Source organism: Streptomyces sp. NPDC002676 (assembly GCF_053592455.1).
In genome coordinates, this window is the sequence record NZ_JBSFVT010000004.1 from 22,222 (window position 1) to 39,500 (window position 17,279).

A 17,279-nucleotide genomic window follows, 5' to 3' on the forward strand; every position below is an offset into this window, starting at 1 on the left:
CCCACCCGCGCTTGCGGGGTTGCCGCTGCGCCCACCCGTGCCGCCCCAGGGGCGCGGGGAACTGCGCGACCGGCCCCCCACCGGCCCGCGGCCGAAAGAGACCGTGCGCAGCCCACCCACACAGCTACTGGTCCGAAGAGAAGCGGAGCGCGCCCGCGGGGATTTGGGCGTCGCACCAGACCCTGGCTCCCGCGAGCAGCTCGTTGTCGGGACCGACGACCGCACCGTCGCCGATGACCGTGCCGGTGAGGATGGAGCGTTCGCCGATGCGGGCGCGGGTGCCGATGAGGGAGTCGGTGATGACCGCGCCGGGTTCGATGACGGCGCCGGGGAGGATCGTGGAGCCAAAGACGCGCGCGCCTTCGGCGACGAACGCGCCCTCGCCGACCACCGTGCCGCCCGTCAGCTTGGCGTCCGGGGCGACCCGAGCGGTGGGGAGGACCAGGCGGTCGCCGCAGCGGCCCGGGACCGCGGGGGACGGGGCCCGGCCCAGGACCAGGTCCGCCGAGCCACGGACGAAGGCCGCAGGGGTGCCCAGGTCCAGCCAGTACGTCGAGTCGACCATGCCCTGTAGATGGGCTCCGGCGGCGAGGAGGTCCGGGAACGTCTCGCGTTCCACCGAGACCGGGCGGCCCGCCGGGATCGTGTCGATGACCGAGCGGCGGAAGACGTACGCCCCCGCGTTGATCTGGTCGGTGACGATCTCCTCCGGGGTCTGGGGCTTCTCCAGGAAGGCCAGGACCCTGCCCGTCGGGTCCGTGGGGACCAGGCCGTAGGCGCGCGGGTCCGTCACCTGGGTGAGGTGCAGCGACACGTCCGCGCCCGTCGACTCGTGGGTGCCGACCAGAGCCCTGATGTCCAGGCCCGTCAGGATGTCGCCGTTGAAGACCAGTACCGGGTCCTCCGGGCCGGAGTGCAGACGGGAGGCCACGTTGCGGATCGCGCCGCCCGTGCCGAGCGGCTCCTCCTCGGTGACGTACTCGAGGTGCAGGCCGAGCGCGGAGCCGTCGCCGAAGTACGGTTCGAAGACCTCCGCCAGATAGCTCGTGGCGAGCACGATGTGGTCCACGCCCGCGGCCTTCGCTCGCGCCAGCTGGTGCGTGAGGAACGGCACTCCGGCCGCCCGGACCATCGGCTTGGGCGTGTGCACCGTGAGCGGGCGCAGCCGGGTGCCTTTGCCGCCGACCAGGAGGATCGCTTCTGTCACCTGTCGTCTCTGCTTCCTGCCGGGACCGGCCGAACTACACGTTTCGGCCGGCCAGTGTATGCATCTCATCGCCCCTGGTAGTGCGCCGCACTGGAACGGGCCGAGCCGAGCTTGGCGTAGAGCCGCCTGCCCGGGCACTCCGTGGCGAACCCGTCCCTATGGCCAGAGATCACGTTCAGTCGCACGTTCTTACCCTTGGGGTAGAGATTGCCACCGCCCGACGTCAGATATGTCTTGCCGCGCGGATCGGCCCTGTAGAGACCGAGCTTCCACGCCGTCAGCTTGGCGATGGCCTTCACGGCAGCGGCGGACGGTTTGGTGGAGCCGTAGGTGCCGACCACGGCGATGCCCATGCTGTTGGCGTTGAACCCGCGGGTGTGGGCGCCCATGACCGCCTTCGCCACGCCCCCGGCCCGGCCCTCGTAGATGGTTCCGCACTTGTCGACGAGGAAGTTGTAGCCGATGTCCCGCCAGCCCATGCTCTGCACGTGGTAGCGGTAGATACTGCGGATGACGGACGGCGCCTGCGAACACCTGTACTTGTTGCCCGAGGCGGTGTGGTGCACGAAGGCCGCCTTGACCTTCTTCGTGTAGACGAACCCGCGCTCGCGCAGTGACTCGTCCGCGCCCCAGCCGCGCCGCGTGACGATCCGCGGGCGCGGACCGATGTACGGCTTCGCCCGCAGCTTCGGCTCCGCCCCCAAGCCACGCCGGAGCCGGGTGAATTCCCGCTCGGTGGCGCTCCTGCCCAGCGCCGGGATCTCGGTGGCGCCGAGGCGGGCGAGGTCGGCGTTGACGGCGGAGGCCGCGGTCGCCGCTTCGTCGTCGATGCCGGTGCCCATGCCGGTGCCGAGGCGCGACACGTCGGCCGATGGACCCTGCGGCGGCGCCTCCCGCCCCGGGTCGACGAGTTCCAGCCGCAGCCCGGACGGCAGCGACCAGTGCACTCCGCCGGTACCGCTGCCCCGGTCGCCACCATCGCTTCGTCCGCCGGTCGCCCGGACCGTCTCCGCGTCCAGGCGCACCCGGATGTCCACGCCGTTCGAGTCGCCCGTCCACAGCGGTGCGGTCGCCCCGCGCACCCGGCCCGAGGAGCGTTCCGCCGAGCCGGGGTCGACGCCGTCGTCCGCGTAGTGCGTCTCGACCTTCTGCCAGCCGGACCACTTCTTCGTCGCGGTGGACCGGGTGCGCACCTGGACGCGGCCGTGCAGCTCGGCGTCCGGGTCGTCCCAGACGACTCCGACCAGAGAGAAGCGCTTGATCGCGGCGCGGTACAGGCCCTGTTCCTCGGCCACTTGCGCAGCCGCGCCGAAGCCGCGTGTCCGGGAGAGGGGGAGGAGGGGCAGCGACTGGGTGCGGCCAGGGACCGCGGCCTCGGCAGTGGCGGCGGCCGGCCCAGGAGGCGCCGACGCCGCCCGCGCGGGCAGGGTCAACGGGAGGGCGAGGGTCGCCGCGCACGTGAGGCCGACTGAGGAGACACCGATCGAAGAAGTGAGAAATGATCGCATAGCGCCGATCCTGGACATAGTCATTTAAATCTGTCCAACGGTGAACTGACGGACCGTCGGGAACCGTTCCGCCGAACCGGTGGCCCCGCCGCTCGGTGCGCGGACCGGCCCGCGCGTACCCTGTCCCGGGTGAACGCCACCGATCGCACCCCCGCCGACCTGCTGACTTCCGCGCTCGCCGGGGACCCCGGCCGCCCGTTGGTGACCTTCTACGACGACGCCACGGGCGAGCGCGTCGAACTGTCCGTCGCCACCTTCGCCAATTGGGTGGCCAAGACCGCGAACCTCCTGCAGGGCGATCTCAACGCCGGGCCCGGCGACCGGGTCGCGCTGCTGCTACCCGCGCACTGGCAGACGGCGGTGTGGCTGCTCGCCTGCGCGTCGGTGGGGGCGGTGGCCGATGTCGCCGGGAATCCCGCCGCGGCCGACGTGGTCGTCAGCGGGCCGGACACACTGGACGCGGCGCTGGCCTGCCCCGGGGAGCGGGTGGCGCTCGCGCTGCGGCCGCTGGGCGGGCGGTTCCCGCAGCCACCGGCCGGCTTCGTCGACTACGCCGTGGAAGTGCCCGGCCAGGGCGACCGGTTCGTGCCGTTCGCGCCGGTGGACCCGGAGGAGCCGGCGCTGATCGTCGCGGGCGCCGAGCTCAGCGGGGCCGAAGTCGTGGAGCGGGCCCTGGGGGACGCACCCTCGCTGGATCTGACGGGGCCCGGGTCCCGGCTGCTGTCCGGGCTGTCGTACGACACCTGGGAGGGGCTGAGCGCGGGGCTGTACGCGCCGCTCGCCACCGGCGGTTCCGTGGTGCTGTGCCGTCATCTCGATCGGCTGGACGAGGAAGGTCTGGCCAAGCGGATCGAGAGCGAGAAGGTGACCGCGGTTCGCCGCTGAGGTCGGCTGCCGTCCCCCGATCGGAGTAACAACGGGCGCCCCGGGACCCCTCCCCCGCCATCGTCGTAAGAGCAGGACACAACGCTCGTACGCCATGAGGGGGTGGCCCACCCGTGAGCGGCACCGTTGGCAAGGCCAGGCCCCTCGGCCCGGGGCTCGGGGCCTCCGCGACCGGGGCCGGGCTCGTACGGCGGCGTCGGCGTCGGCTGGTGAAAGGTGCGGCCCTCGCCGTGGCCGTACTCGTCGTCGGCGCCGGTGGGGTCGGGTGGGCCCTGTACGCCAAGCTCAACGCCAACATCACCGCCGATGAAGCCGCCGCCCGCGAACTCGCCCGCTACGAGCGGGAGCGGCCCACCGCGCTGGTGCGGGACGCGCAGAACATCCTGCTGATCGGGTCCGACACGCGGGCCGGGGACGGCAACGGGAAGTACGGGCGGGACCTGGGCAGCGAGCGGTCGGACACGACGATCCTGCTGCACCTGGCCGCCAACCGGCGCAGTGCGACCGCCGTGTCCCTGCCCCGGGACCTGATGGTGGACATACCGCAGTGCCTGCGGGCCGACGGCAGTCGCAGCGAGCCGGTGTTCGCGATGTTCAACCACGCCTTCCAGGTGGGCGGTTCGGCGTGCACCATCCGTACCGTCGAGAAGCTGACGGACATCCGGATCGACCATCACGTGGTGGTGGACTTCAGCGGGTTCAAGGACATGGTCGACGCCGTCGACGGGGTGCAGGTGTGCCTGAAGGAGCCCATCGACGACAAGGCGGCCCGGCTGAAGCTGCCCGCGGGCAAGGTGGAACTCGACGGGGAGCAGGCCCTCGGCTATGTCCGGGCGCGCAAGTCGCTCGGTGACGGCAGCGACACCGAGCGGATGGAGCGGCAGCAGCGATTTCTCGCGGCGCTCGTCAGCAAGGTGCAGAGCAACGACGTCCTGCTGAATCCGGTGAAGCTGTATCCGGTGCTGGACGCGGCGACCTCCTCGCTCACCACCGATCCAGAATTGGCAAGTCTGCGCGGTTTGTACCAGTTGGTCCGCGGGCTGCGCAACATTCCCACCGAACATGTGCAGTTCCTGACCGTGCCGCGGGAGTCGTACGTCTACGACGCCAACCGCGACCAGCTCGTGGAGCCGGAGGCGGAGAAGCTCTTCGCCCGGCTGCGGGCGGACCAGCCGGTGGCGGTGGCGGCGCACATGCCGCGACAGGATCCGCCACAGCCGGACATTTCACAGCAAGGCCTCCCGCAACGGGAGCACAGCGACGGGTCTTCCCCAGGCCCCTCCACCGGCCCCTCCGAGCGCCCCTCGCCCGCACCCACCTTCAGCGGGAACACCGCCGCCGAGCACACCTGCGAGTAAGAGGTACGCAAGAGCGACGAACTCCTGTCCAGAAGAATGGGCGGGATTGCCCAGTTGTAGGGACGTGGAATTTGTCACCGGCCTCGCTTGACGCTGAACTGGGCGGATAGTGTGAGCGATCCGGTGCACCAGGCCACGAGGTCCGTCCTGGGGTCGTGCACTGATTCACCGAGACCCGAGCGCCTCCTGGGGGGAGAGGCGCCGCGTGGCCCCGACGGAGGATTCGGACAACCGTGGACGCGCAAGGCCGTGGGCGGGCGGAGAACATCGACCCCGCAGACCAGTGGGTGCTCAATCCGAACACCGGAGAATACGAACTGCGACTGAACAGTTCCGCACCGCAGTCATCGGTCCCGAGGCCCCGGAGATCTTCCTCCCGGGGTCCGGGCGGTGCGCCGCGCCGCCGTGGCGACGAGGCAGCGGGCCGTCGTGACGACGAGGCCGCGGGCCGTCCGCGCGATCCGCGGCAGGCGACGCGCAGCGCGGACGTGCCGGGACCGCGCCGCCGCCGGAGCGCCGAGCCCGAGCCGCCGCAGGGGCGGCGGAGCCGGCGGCCGGTGAAGAAGGGGTCGAAGGTCAAGAAGGTGCTGGCGTGGACCGCCGGCGGCACGGCGTTCGTCCTGGTCGCCGTCGGCACGGCCGGCTACCTCTACCTCAAGCACCTGGAGGGCAACGTCACCGCGACCGATGTCGGTGACGCGGCCAAGGACGGCTTCGACAAGAACGACGCCTTCAACATCCTGATCATCGGCACCGACAAGCGCACCGGCAAGGGCAACGAGGGCTACGGCGACAAGGGCAGCGTCGGGCACGCCGACACCAACATCCTGCTGCACGTCTCCAAGGACCGTACGAACGCCACCGCGCTGAGCATCCCGCGCGACCTGATCGTCAACGTGCCGGACTGCAAGACCAAGCAGCCCGACGACACCACGAAGGTCATCCCCGGCTCCCAGAACGCCCGCTTCAACACCAGCCTGGGCCAGGAGGGCCGGGACCCCGGCTGCACCATGCGCACGGTGAAGGCGATCACCGGCGTCGAGCCCGACCACTTCATGATGGTCGACTTCAACGCGGTCAAGACGCTGACGACGGCGGTCGGCGGCGTCAACGTGTGCCTCGCGCACGCCGTGAACGACAAGGACTCCCACCTGAACCTGCCCGAGGGCGAGCACAAGATCCAGGGCGAGCAGGCGCTGGCGTTCGTGCGCACCCGGCACAGTTTCGGCAACCACGGCGACCTGGACCGGATCAAGGCGCAGCAGCAGTTCATGGGCTCGCTGATGCGCAAGATGTCCTCCAGCGACACCCTCACCAGCCCGACCAAGCTCATAAAGCTGGCGGAGGCGGCCACCAATGCGCTCACCGTCGACAAGGGCATCAAGTCCGTGGGCACGCTCAAGAACATCGCCATGGAGCTGAAGAAGGTGCCGCCGAAGAACATCAGCTTCGTGACGGTGCCGGTGATCGACAACCCGGCGGACGGGGTCGTCCACAAGACGGTCATCGTCGACCCGAACTCCGCCCCGGAGGTCTTCGACGCCATCAAGAACGACGTCTCCTTCACCGACGTGAAGAAGAAGGAGAAGGCGGCGAAGGACGCTCAGGCCGCCCGCCTCAAGGGACCGAAGTCCGCGGCGTCCGAGGTGCGGGTGCGCATCCAGAACGGCGGCGCCGTGGGCGGCAGCGCACAGACGACCCTGCAATGGCTTCAGAACGACAAGGGCGTGCTCAAGTCGGAGAACGACGGCAACGCGCCCGCAGCGCTCGCCAATACGACCCTGGAGTACGCACCGGACCAGGCCGACCAGGCGCGTGAGCTGGCCGCCCTGATGGGGCTGCCGGGGTCCGCGCTCAAGCCCGGCAAGAGCGTCACCAACTCCCAGGGACTGCCCGCGATGACGCTGACCCTGGGCAAGGACTTCAAGGGCGCCGGGGTCTCCCTGACCGCTCCGCGCCAGCCTCCGAAGGTCATCAAGTCCACGGCCGACAAGGCCGAGTGCGCCTCGTAAGGCCCAGGGCCTGAAAGGTTCAGTGGCCTCGTAGGTAACCCAACGGGTCCGTCACGCGTCTAACTCTGGGCGGGACGGACCCGTTGCACGTTGGCGCAGGCTGGGGAGGGCAGGCTTTGTCGCAGAGCGAAGTGCGGGGGGAGGCCGCCGCGGTCGAGGACACGATGCCGCTCACGGCGCGGCCCCGGACCGCACCGGACGGCCCCGGACACCACGGCGGCGGGCGGCGGGGCGGCGGCTCGAAGGCCGACCGGCGGCGGCGCAGGCGGCGGGTGCTGCGCTGGTCGGCAACCACCCTGGCGGTGGTGATACTCGGCACGGCCGCGGCCGGCTACCTCTACTACGAGCACCTGAACGGCAACATCCACAAGGGCGAGCGCAGCAGCGGCGACTCCTCGGCGCAGAAGTCCCGGCCGAACGCGGCGGGGCAGACGCCGCTGAACATCCTGCTGATCGGCTCCGACAGCCGTAACTCCGACGAGAACGTGAAGCTCGGCGGCGCCAAGTACGACCGCGGCAGCCCGCCGCTCGGCGACGTGCAGATGCTCATCCACCTCTCCGCGGACCGCAACAGCGCCGCGATGGTGAGCATCCCCCGCGACACCCGGGTCGACATCCCGCGGTGCACGGACCCCGACACCGGCAAGGTCTATCCGCCGACCCACGGCATCATCAACACCACGCTGGCCCGGGGCGGCGCCGGCTGCACGCTGGCCACCTGGCAGAACCTCACCGGGGTCTACATCGACCACTGGATGACGATCGACTTCGCGGGCGTGGTGAAGATGGCCGACGCCATCGGCGGCGTCGACGTCTGCGTGAACCAGAACGTGTGGGACCGCTCGACGGCCGCCCAGCACGGCGGCTCCGGGCTGAAGCTGACGGCGGGACGCCACAAGGTCAAGGGCGTCCAGGCCCTGCAGTGGCTGCGTACCCGGCACGCCTGGGGCAGCGACCTGATGCGGGCCCGCGCCCAGCACATGTACCTGAACTCGATGATCCGCACGCTGAAGCACCAGAACGTCTTCACCGACACGGGCCGGCTGATGGACCTGGCCGAGGCGGCCACCAAGTCCCTGACGGTGTCCCGGGAGATCGGCACGGTCAAGAAGCTGTACGACCTGGGCACGGAGCTGAAGTCGGTGCCGACCGACCGGATCACGTCGGTGACGATGCCCAACGTCCCCGACCCGCAGAACAGCGAGCACGTCGTACCGGACCAGGCGGGCGCCGACCGGCTGTGGCAGATGCTCCGCGACGACGTACCGCTCGACAAACACGGCAAGGGTTCGGGCGCGAAGCAGGACGCGCCCAAGACCCCGCCGGGCAAGACACCCTCGCTCGCCCCGGACCAGCTCGGCGTGATGGTCCAGAACGCCACCCGGACCGACACGGAGGCACCGGTGAGCGGCCGGGCCCGGGAACTCACCCAGGCGCTCGCGCAGCAGGGCTACGCCAGGGCGACGGCCGACACCGCCGAGACGCTGTCCGAGGACACGACGGTCGTGCGCTATCCCAGCGCGGACCTGGAGGGCGACGCCCAGGCGGTGGCCAAGGCGCTGGGCATCCCGCCGACCGCGGTGAAGCGGTCGACCGACGTGTCCGGGGTCACGGTCGTCGTCGGCGCCGACTGGCGCACGGGCTCGGCCTACCCCAGGCAGGCCCCGCCGAAGGCGGGCGACATCCCGAGCGGCGCCGACGCCATCAACGGCTCGGACAGCTCCCAGTGCATGGACGTGTACAAGCCGTACCAGTGGTAGGACGCCTTGCGGCGGTGCTCAGTCGGAACTGAGTACCGCCGGGCGGCGGGAGGCGATGACCTTCTTCGCCAGGGACCGCGGGCTCGTCAGGAAGCCCCAGCCCCAGGACATGTGCATGGTGGCGAGGGCGACGGGGATCTGCAGCCGGGCTTTCAGCGGCAGGCCCTTGCCCCCGGGCAGCGAGCCCAGCGCGATCGCGGCTATGTAGCCGCCGGGGATCACGAAGCCCAGCGGGGTCAGCGCCGCGCCCACCACGAGGCCCGCCACTATCGCGCACACCGCCGTCGGCGGGGCGAGATAGCGCAGGTTGATGGAGCCGGAGTGGTAGCGGGCGACGACGTGCCGCCAGCGGCCGTAGTCCTTGTACTGCTTGGCCAGCGCCCGCACCGAGGGACGGGGCCGGTACGACACCCTCAGCTCGGGCGAGAACCAGATGAGCCCGCCCGCTTCCCTGATCCGGAAGTTCAGCTCCCAGTCCTGGGCGCGGATGAACTCCTCGTTGTAGCCGCCCTGCTGCTCCAGGGCCTCACGCCGGAAGACGCCGAGGTAGACGGTCTCGGCGGGTCCGGCCTCACCGCCCGTGTGGAAGGCCGCGTTGCCGACGCCGATCTTCGAGGTCATCGCGGCGGCGACGGCGTGCTCCCAGTCGTTCTCGCCCTCGGCGTGCATGATGCCGCCGACGTTCTGCGCGCCGGTCTCCTCCAGGAGCCGTACGGCGGTCGCGATGTAGTTCGGCGAGAGCATGCCGTGGCCGTCGACACGGACCACGATCGGGTGCCGGGAGGCCTTGATCGCGGCGTTCAGCGCTGCGGGGGTGCGGCCGGTGGGGTTCGGGACGGTGACCACGCGCGGGTCTTCCATGACCAGCTCGGCGGCGATCTCGTCCGTACGGTCCGTGGACGGACCGAGGGCGATCACGACCTCCATCTCGCCGGCGTACTCCTGCGCGAGGATCGCTTGGACGGCTCCGCGCAGATGCCGCTCCTCGTTGAGGACGGGCATGATCACAGACACAGCGGGGAACCGCACGTCGGACTTGGCGTTCATAGGGGCCTCACGTTACCGCGAATGGGGGACACCGGTGCGCGCCGCCGGGGCGAGAACGCGGGCTGGAGATCGTATCGGCCTACGGTGCTCACGGATCCCACGTACGGCCTCGTCCGGAGGTGTCGCCCTTGCCCAGCCCGCCTCGGTCCCCCTCCCGGCCGCCGCAGCGCCGGCCGCAGCCGCCCCGCCGTGTGCCGCGCCCGCCCGAGCGGCCCGTGAAGTCCGTCCGGCCGCGCCGGCGGCCCCGCTGGGCGATGCGGGCGGTGACCACGCTGTCCGTGGTGGTGCTGGCCTCCGCCGGGATCGGGCACGCGGTGGTCAGCAGCCTGGACGCGGGCATCACCCGGGTCGACGCCTTCAAGGACATGAAGAACCGGCCGATCGCGGGCCACGGCATGAACGTCCTGCTGGTCGGCACCGACGGCCGCGACAAGATCACCGAGCAGGAGCGGCAGACGTACCGGCTGGGCGGGGCGCCCTGTCACTGCACCGACACGGTCATGATCGTGCACATCTCGGAGGACCGGGAGCGGGCCACCGTGGTGAGCCTGCCGCGCGACTCCTACGCCGAGGCGCCGGCGCACGTCGACGAGACCACGGGGCAGCAGCACGGCCCGCACCCGATCAAGCTGAACGCGGCCTACGCCGAGGGCGGCCCCCAGCTGACCGTCCGCACGGTCGAGAGCATGACCCATCTGAAGATCGACCACTACCTGGAGGTCGACTTCACCAGCTTCATGAAGACCGTGGACGTGCTCGGCGGGGTCCAGGTCTGCACGCCGACCCCGCTGAAGGACGCGTACACCGGTCTCGACCTCGCGCCCGGCACGCACATGCTGGGCGGCGGGCAGGCGCTCCAGTACGTGCGGGCCCGGCATGTCGACGGGGCGAGCGACCTGGGCCGGATGAAGCGGCAGCAGCGGTTCCTGGCGGCACTGATCGAGCGGGCCACCTCCTCCGGGGTGCTGCTGAACCCGATCAAGTTCCGGGACGTGACCCGGGCGGTGCTCGGCTCGGTCCGCGCGGACGAGGGCTTCGGCACCGACGAGCTGCTCGACCTCGGCCGGGCCATGCGGAACTTCTCCCCGTCCTCGTCGGAGTTCACCACCGTGCCCATCGGGGAGATGGACTACCAGGTCAAGGGCATCGGCTCGACCCTGAAGTGGGACCAGGCCAAGTCGGACCAGCTGTTCCGGTCGCTGCGCGACGACAAGCCGCTCACCGTGGACCGCCCGGAGCGGCCCGCCCCGGAGCGACACGGCCCGGCGCGGCACGGCCCGGAGCGGCACGGCCCGGCGCCGGTGCCGGTGGAAGTGGACCCGGAGCAGATCCAGGTCCAGGTGGCGAACGGGACCGGCATGGCCGGGCTCGGCAAGCGGATGGACGCGGCGCTCGCGGCGACCGGCTTCGCCACCACCCACCAGCCGGTGACCGCGGCCGAGCACGACGTGCGGCGCACGGTGATCTTCTACGACCCCCGCTGGGACCGCTCCGCCCGCTCCCTGGCCGCGGCCCTGCCCGGCAGCGAGCTGCACGCGATGCCCGGCCAGGGGCCGCTGCTGAAGGTGACCGCCGGGGCCGATTTCAAGGACGTTCGCGACGTCCGCTTCGAGGACCCGGGGCAGACGCAGCCAACCCCTGTGCGCGGCAACGAGGTGACCTGCTCGGGTGCCCAGGGGGCCTGAGGCGCCGGCCCCGAGGGTCAGTCCTCGATGCCCTCGGCCGCGCGCCTCTCGCGCAGTTCGCGGATCGCGCGGCGGCGGGCCAGGCGGTGGGTGCGCCGGATCTGGGCCTCCTGGCAGCGGCGCCGGTCGCGCTCGGTCTCGGGGAGGACCGGCGGCACCCGGCGCGGCTTGCCGTCGGAGTCCACGGCCGTGAAGACCAGGTAGGCCGAGCCGACCTGGGTGGGCGGGGCGGACTCGTTCCAGCGCTCGGCAAGGACGCGGACCCCGACCTCCATCGAGGTCCGGCCGGTCCAGTTGACCTGCGCCTTCACATGGACCAGGTCGCCGACGCGGATCGGCTCCAGGAAGGCCATCTCGTCCATGGAGGCGGTGACGGCCGGGCCGCCGGAGTGCCGGCCGGCCACCGCGCCGGCCGCGTCGTCGACGAGCTTCATGATCACACCACCGTGCACCGTCCCCAGGAGGTTGGTGTCGTTGTGGGTCATGATGTGACTGAGGGTGGTGCGTGAAGCTGACGTCGGCTTGCCCGGGATCTCCGGTTCCACGTCTGCGGCCAGGTCTGTCATGACCTCCACCTTATGCCGAAGAAACTTTCAGCAGACTTTGTGTCGGATTCGCAACAGCCCCGACCTGATTTCCCGACGCCCCTTGTAAGGCACACAGCCCTGCCCTGCACACTGGGGCGCATGAATGACTGGCCCGAGGGATGGTCCGACGACAACCGCGGCCCGCGCTACGGACGCGGCAGCGCCGGCGCACAGCCGGAGAACGCCCGTGTGATGCGCCAGGTGCGGCGCAACCCGGCGGCTCCGCCGTACGGCGCCGGGGTTCCGCAGCAGCCGTCGTACACCGACGGCCAGGGATACGACGACGGCGGCGGCTACGGCGAGCAGCCCGGCTACGGTGAGCAGCCCGGCTACGACAGCGGCTACAACACGGGCCAGGTCTACGGCGCCGGCGGGCGGGCCGGCGGCGGCTTCGTGCCCAACGACGACGACCACGACCCGCACCTCCAGCAGTACCGGCCGCGCCCGAACTGGCGCCGTCGCATCAAGTGGGCCGTGCTCACGCTGGTGACCGTGCTCATCGTCACATCGGTGGCGACGTACTTCTGGGCCGACTCCAAGCTGCGCCGCGAGGTCGACCTGTCCACGGTCATCGACCGGCCGGAGTCCGGCAAGGGCACGAACTACCTGATCGTCGGCTCGGACAGCCGCGAGGGCATGTCCAAGGCGGACGAGAAGAAGCTGCACACCGGCTCCGCCCAGGGCAAGCGGACCGACTCGATGATGATCCTGCACGTCGGCGACAACGGCGACACGCTGATCTCGCTGCCGCGTGACTCGAACGTCACGATCCCGCAGTTCCGCGGCTCCGAGTCCGGCAAGATCCGCGCCGCGATGGGCCCGAACAAGCTGAACGCGGCCTATGCCTACGACGGCCCGACGCTGCTGGTCCGCACGATCGAGTACAACACCGGCCTGCACATCGACCACTACGTGGAGATCGGCTTCCAGGGCTTCGCGAAGATCGTGGACGCGGTCGGCGGTGTCACCATCGACATCGACCAGGCCTTCAAGGACAAGTACTCGGGCGCGGACTTCAAGGCCGGCAAGCAGACGCTGAACGGCGCGCAGGCCCTGGCCTTCGTCCGCACCCGGCACGCCTTCGCCGCCTCGGACCTCCAGCGCACCAAGAACCAGCAGAAGTTCCTGTCGGCCCTGGCCCACGAGGTGGCCACCCCGGGCACGGTCCTCAACCCGTTCAAGTTCTACCCGACCATGGGCGCGGGCCTGGACTCCCTCATCGTCGACAAGGACATGAGCCTGTGGGACCTGGCGTCCATGTTCTGGGCGATGAAGGGCGTCAGCAGCGGCGACGGCAAGTCGATGAACATGCCGATCTCCGGCTCGACCGGCGGCAACCTCGTCTGGGACAAGGCGAAGGTGAAGACGCTGGTGGACGAGCTGAAGAACGACGAGGCGGTGACGGTCTCCAGCAACTGACCGCGTGTGACGCAAAGGGCACCCACCAAAGTGGGTGCCCTTTTCCGTTTCACCGGTGCCAGGAGTCACATGTCGGCGCCGGCCATCGCAAGGCACATCTCCGCGCAGCGGCGACACGCCTCGGCACAGCGCATCATCTGCGGGTCGTCCGGCAGGGACATACACGCCTCCGCGCACATGTCGCAGGCCTGGGCACACAAGGTGCACATCTCTGCGGACAGCGGCGAGCGCCGCATCATCATGTCGGCGCACATGCGGGTGGTCTCGGAGCAGTCCATGAGCGCGCGCATGATCTGCATCTGGGCCTGGCCGCCCATCTGCAGGCAGGAACTCATGGTCTCCTCGCAGACGCCGTGGCAGTTCATGCAGGCGTCGACGCAGTCCTGCATCTGCTTGCTCATCGGCGTCATCGTTCCGGGCTGAGTCATGGGCTCCTCCTGGGAAAGACGCAGGGACGGAGGGACTCCTGCCGAGTCCCCCCGTCCCTGCGTCCTACGCCCTCCCGGGTACGGCCCGCATGCCGGACCCGAGCGCCGCGGAAACCGCTGCGGATACCGCTGCGGCTACGGCAGGTTGCGGGCCATGACGATCCGCTGGACCTGGTTCGTTCCTTCGTATATCTGGGTGATCTTGGCGTCGCGCATCATGCGCTCCACCGGGTAGTCACGGGTGTAGCCGTAGCCGCCGAGGAGCTGGACGGCGTCCGTGGTGACCTCCATCGCCACGTCCGAGGCGAAGCACTTGGCGGCGGCGCCCTGGAAGGTGAGGTCGGCGTCGCCGCGCTCGGAGGCGGCTGCGGCCTGGTAGGTCAGGGCGCGGGCGGCGGCGATCTTCATGGCCATGTCGGCGAGCATGAACTGGATGCCCTGGAAGTCGCCGATCGGCTTGCCGAACTGCTTGCGCTCCTGGACGTAGCCCTTGGCGTAGTCGAGGGCGCCCTGGGCGACACCGAGCGCCTGGGCGGCGATGGTGATGCGGGTGTGGTCCAGGGTCTTCATGGCGGTCGCGAAGCCCGTGCCCTCCGCGCCGATCATGCGGTCGGCGGGGATGCGGACGTTGTCGAAGTAGACCTCACGGGTCGGGGAGCCCTTGATGCCGAGCTTCTTCTCCGGGGCGCCGAAGGAGACGCCCGGGTCCGACTTCTCGACGACGAAGGCGGAGATGCCCTTGCTGCGCTTCTCCGGGTCGGTCACGGCCATGACCGTGTAGTACTCGGAGACGCCCGCGTTGGTGATCCAGCGCTTCACGCCGTTGAGGATCCAGTGGTCGCCGTCGCGGACGGCCTTGGTCTTCATGCCGGCCGCGTCCGAGCCCGCCTCCGGCTCGGAGAGGCAGTACGAGAACATCGCGTCGCCCTTGGCGAGCGGGGTGAGGTACTTCTTCTTGAGGTCCTCGGAGCCCGAAAGGATCACCGGGAGCGAGCCCAGCTTGTTCACGGCGGGGATGAGGGAGGAGGACACGCAGGCGCGGGCCACCTCCTCGATCACGATGACCGTGGCGAGCGCGTCGGCGCCGGCGCCGCCGTACTCCTCGGGGACATGGACGGCGTGCAGGTCGTTGGCGACGAGCGCGTCGAGGGCCTCCTGCGGGAAGCGGGCCTCCTCGTCCACCGCGGCGGCGAAAGGCGCGATCTTCGCCTCGACCAGCGCACGGACGGTGTCGCGGAGCATGTCGTGCTCCTCGGACGGGCGGTACAGGTCGAAGTCAGCCGATCCGGCCAAGGTCTCTCACGCTCCAGACGCAAGTACTGACGCTAATTACCGTTAAGTAACACAAATTTTAGGGGGTTGCCCGCCACTCGCCTACGTGAGCTATCCGACAGCGGGAAAGTTGCCCGGCGCAAGGCCCGACTATGCTCGGGCTCCGCACGCCCGAGTCCCCCTAGCTGGAGCACCCCCATGAGCCTGAAGATCACCGTGATCGGCACCGGCTACCTCGGCGCCACACACGCCGCGGCCATGGCCGAGCTGGGCTTCGAGGTACTGGGTCTGGACGTCGTACCCGAGAAGATCGCGATGCTGGAGCGCGGCGAGACCCCGATGTACGAGCCGGGACTCGAAGAGCTGCTGCGCCGGCATGTCGCCGGTATCGAGGGGTCCTCGGGACGACTGCGGTTCACCACCGACTGGGCCGAAGTGGGGGCCTTCGGTGACGTCCACTTCGTCTGCGTGAACACCCCGCAGAAGCACGGCGAGTACGCCTGCGACATGTCGTACGTCGACTCCGCGATCGCCTCCCTCGCCCCGCATCTGCACGACGCGGCCCTGGTCGTCGGCAAGTCGACCGTGCCCGTCGGCTCCGCCGACCGCCTCGCCGCCTACCTCGCCGAGCACGCGCCCGCCGGGACGGACGCCGAGCTGGCCTGGAACCCGGAGTTCCTGCGCGAGGGCTTCGCCGTGCAGGACACCCTGCACCCGGACCGGATCGTGGCCGGTGTGCGCAGCGAGCGGGCCGAGAAACTGCTGCGCGAGGTGTACGCCACGCCGGTCGGCGAGGGCACCCCGTTCGTGGTGACCGACTTCCCGACCGCCGAGCTGGTGAAGACCGCCGCGAACTCCTTCCTCGCGACCAAGATCTCCTTCATCAACGCGATGGCGGAGGTGTGCGAGGCCGGCGGCGGTGACGTGGCGAAGCTGGCGGAGGCCATCGGGCACGACGACCGGATCGGCAGCAAGTTCCTGCGCGCCGGGATCGGCTTCGGCGGCGGCTGTCTGCCCAAGGACATCCGGGCGTTCATGGCCCGCGCGGGTGAGCTGGGCGCGGACCAGGCGCTGACCTTCCTGCGGGAGATCGACTCCGTCAACATGCGCCGGCGCGGCCAGATGGTCGAGATGGCCCGGGAGGCGCTCGGCGGCGGCTCGTTCCTCGGCAAGCGGGTAGCGGTGCTCGGCGCCACCTTCAAGCCCGACTCGGACGACGTCCGTGACTCGCCCGCGCTGAACGTGGCCGGGCAGATCCACCTCCAGGGCGGCCAGGTGACCGTCTACGACCCGAAGGGCATGGACAACGCCCGCCGGGTCTTCCCCACCCTCGGCTACGCGGACTCGGCGCTGGCGGCGGTGCGCGGCGCCGACGTCGTCCTGCACCTCACCGAGTGGCGGGAGTTCCGCGAGCTGGACCCGGCCGCGCTGGGCGAGGCCGCGGCGGCCCGGGTGATCCTGGACGGCCGCAACGCGCTCGACCCGCAGCTGTGGCGGCTGGCCGGGTGGACGTACCGCGCGATGGGCCGCCCGACCGCATAAGACGCATGAGGGCGTGTGTGGCGACGCCGGTTCGGCCGAGGCTCAGTCGGCCGAACCGGCGTCTTTCCGCATTCTGCACCACGGAAGTCGTCCGCGGCCGGTGAACGGCGTGTGTACGTCGGCCCGGCGGGGCACCTTCCGTCTGTGCGCTTGCCGACCGAGGAGGACTTCGTGGCGTCCGTCGCTCGTTTCCGTAACGTCGTGCTCGACTGCCCCGACCCGCGCGCGCTGGCCGCGTTCTACGCGGCGGTCGCCGGGGGTACCCCGCGGGCCGAGGACGACGACTGGGTCGTCCTGGAGGTCCCGGGCGGGCCTCGGCTCGGCTTCCAGCGGGCCGAGGGGTACACGCCGCCCGAGTGGCCGCGGGCCGACCGGAACTCGCAGCAGTTCCACCTCGACTTCGACGCGGGGCGGACCTGGGCGGAGGTCGACGTGGCCCATGAGCGGGTGCTCGCGCTGGGTGCCCGCCCGCTGGACCTGACGGACCGGGAGAAGAAGGACTTCATGGTGTACGCCGACCCGGCCGGGCATCCGTTCTGCCTGTGCCGGATCGAGCACGCCTGACGGCC

Annotated in this window: 14 protein-coding genes; 8 read left to right on the forward strand and 6 right to left on the reverse strand. The window is 70.5% G+C overall.

All coding sequences use genetic code 11. The features are described 5' to 3' along the window. Positions 1–124: 124 nt before the first annotated feature. Together ACWD3E_RS13410 and ACWD3E_RS13415 are read right to left on the reverse strand one after the other, a co-directional pair. Positions 125–1,207 carry a sugar phosphate nucleotidyltransferase gene (locus tag ACWD3E_RS13410; RefSeq protein ID WP_451387693.1) on the reverse strand — a complete coding sequence of 361 codons (1,083 nt, stop codon included), beginning with the start codon at positions 1,205–1,207 and terminating at the stop codon, positions 125–127. 65 nt (positions 1,208–1,272) lie between these two features. Further along, positions 1,273–2,733, reverse strand: a complete 1,461-nt coding sequence (locus tag ACWD3E_RS13415; RefSeq protein WP_451388132.1) for a peptidoglycan recognition protein family protein — start codon at positions 2,731–2,733, stop codon at positions 1,273–1,275. 111 nt (positions 2,734–2,844) lie between these two features. On the opposite strand from ACWD3E_RS13415, the gene ACWD3E_RS13420 reads away from it, so the two are divergent. From ACWD3E_RS13420 to ACWD3E_RS13435, 4 genes are all read left to right on the forward strand, one after another. After that, positions 2,845–3,600 carry a TIGR03089 family protein gene (locus ACWD3E_RS13420; RefSeq protein ID WP_451387694.1) on the forward strand — a complete coding sequence of 252 codons (756 nt, stop codon included), beginning with the start codon at positions 2,845–2,847 and terminating at the stop codon, positions 3,598–3,600. 113 nt (positions 3,601–3,713) lie between these two features. Then, positions 3,714–4,958: an LCP family protein gene (locus ACWD3E_RS13425; RefSeq protein WP_451387695.1), complete on the forward strand. Its 1,245-nt coding sequence runs from the start codon at positions 3,714–3,716 to the stop codon at positions 4,956–4,958. 233 nt (positions 4,959–5,191) lie between these two features. Continuing rightward, on the forward strand, positions 5,192–6,970 hold the full coding sequence (locus ACWD3E_RS13430; RefSeq protein WP_451387696.1) for an LCP family glycopolymer transferase: 1,779 nt from the start codon (positions 5,192–5,194) through the stop codon (positions 6,968–6,970). 116 nt (positions 6,971–7,086) lie between these two features. Next, the gene (locus ACWD3E_RS13435; protein WP_451387697.1) at positions 7,087–8,730 is read left to right on the forward strand and encodes an LCP family protein; all 1,644 of its coding nucleotides are present in this window, start codon (positions 7,087–7,089) and stop codon (positions 8,728–8,730) included. Positions 8,731–8,748: 18 nt separating this feature from the next. On the opposite strand, the gene ACWD3E_RS13440 is transcribed toward ACWD3E_RS13435, so the two are convergent. Beyond that, on the reverse strand, positions 8,749–9,777 hold the full coding sequence (locus tag ACWD3E_RS13440; protein WP_451387698.1) for a glycosyltransferase family 2 protein: 1,029 nt from the start codon (positions 9,775–9,777) through the stop codon (positions 8,749–8,751). A 128-nt stretch (positions 9,778–9,905) separates the two neighbouring features. On the opposite strand from ACWD3E_RS13440, the gene ACWD3E_RS13445 reads away from it, so the two are divergent. Then, positions 9,906–11,462 (forward strand): LCP family protein, encoded by a 1,557-nt coding sequence (locus tag ACWD3E_RS13445; RefSeq protein ID WP_451387699.1) that lies wholly within the window; start codon positions 9,906–9,908, stop codon positions 11,460–11,462. A 17-nt stretch (positions 11,463–11,479) separates the two neighbouring features. Here the strand turns inward: ACWD3E_RS13445 and ACWD3E_RS13450 are convergent, their stop codons facing one another. After that, entirely contained in the window at positions 11,480–12,028 is a 549-nt protein-coding gene (locus ACWD3E_RS13450) for an acyl-CoA thioesterase (RefSeq protein WP_451387700.1), read from the reverse strand. 120 nt (positions 12,029–12,148) lie between these two features. Between ACWD3E_RS13450 and ACWD3E_RS13455 the strand changes: the two genes are divergently transcribed. After that, the gene (locus ACWD3E_RS13455; protein WP_451387701.1) at positions 12,149–13,468 is read left to right on the forward strand and encodes an LCP family protein; all 1,320 of its coding nucleotides are present in this window, start codon (positions 12,149–12,151) and stop codon (positions 13,466–13,468) included. Between the two features lie 65 nt (positions 13,469–13,533). Here ACWD3E_RS13455 and ACWD3E_RS13460 read toward each other — a convergent pair whose 3' ends face one another. Next, positions 13,534–13,896, reverse strand: a complete 363-nt coding sequence (locus ACWD3E_RS13460; protein ID WP_451387702.1) for a four-helix bundle copper-binding protein — start codon at positions 13,894–13,896, stop codon at positions 13,534–13,536. A gap of 135 nt (positions 13,897–14,031) precedes the next feature. Then, positions 14,032–15,189, reverse strand: coding sequence for an acyl-CoA dehydrogenase (locus ACWD3E_RS13465; protein ID WP_451387703.1), 1,158 nt, complete (start codon positions 15,187–15,189; stop codon positions 14,032–14,034). Positions 15,190–15,366: 177 nt separating this feature from the next. On the opposite strand from ACWD3E_RS13465, the gene ACWD3E_RS13470 reads away from it, so the two are divergent. After that, positions 15,367–16,710 carry a UDP-glucose dehydrogenase family protein gene (locus ACWD3E_RS13470; RefSeq protein WP_451387704.1) on the forward strand — a complete coding sequence of 448 codons (1,344 nt, stop codon included), beginning with the start codon at positions 15,367–15,369 and terminating at the stop codon, positions 16,708–16,710. A gap of 171 nt (positions 16,711–16,881) precedes the next feature. Further along, a complete protein-coding gene (locus ACWD3E_RS13475; protein WP_451388133.1) occupies positions 16,882–17,274 on the forward strand; it encodes a VOC family protein in 393 nt (130 codons plus the stop codon). The last annotated feature ends 5 nt before the right edge of the window (positions 17,275–17,279 follow it).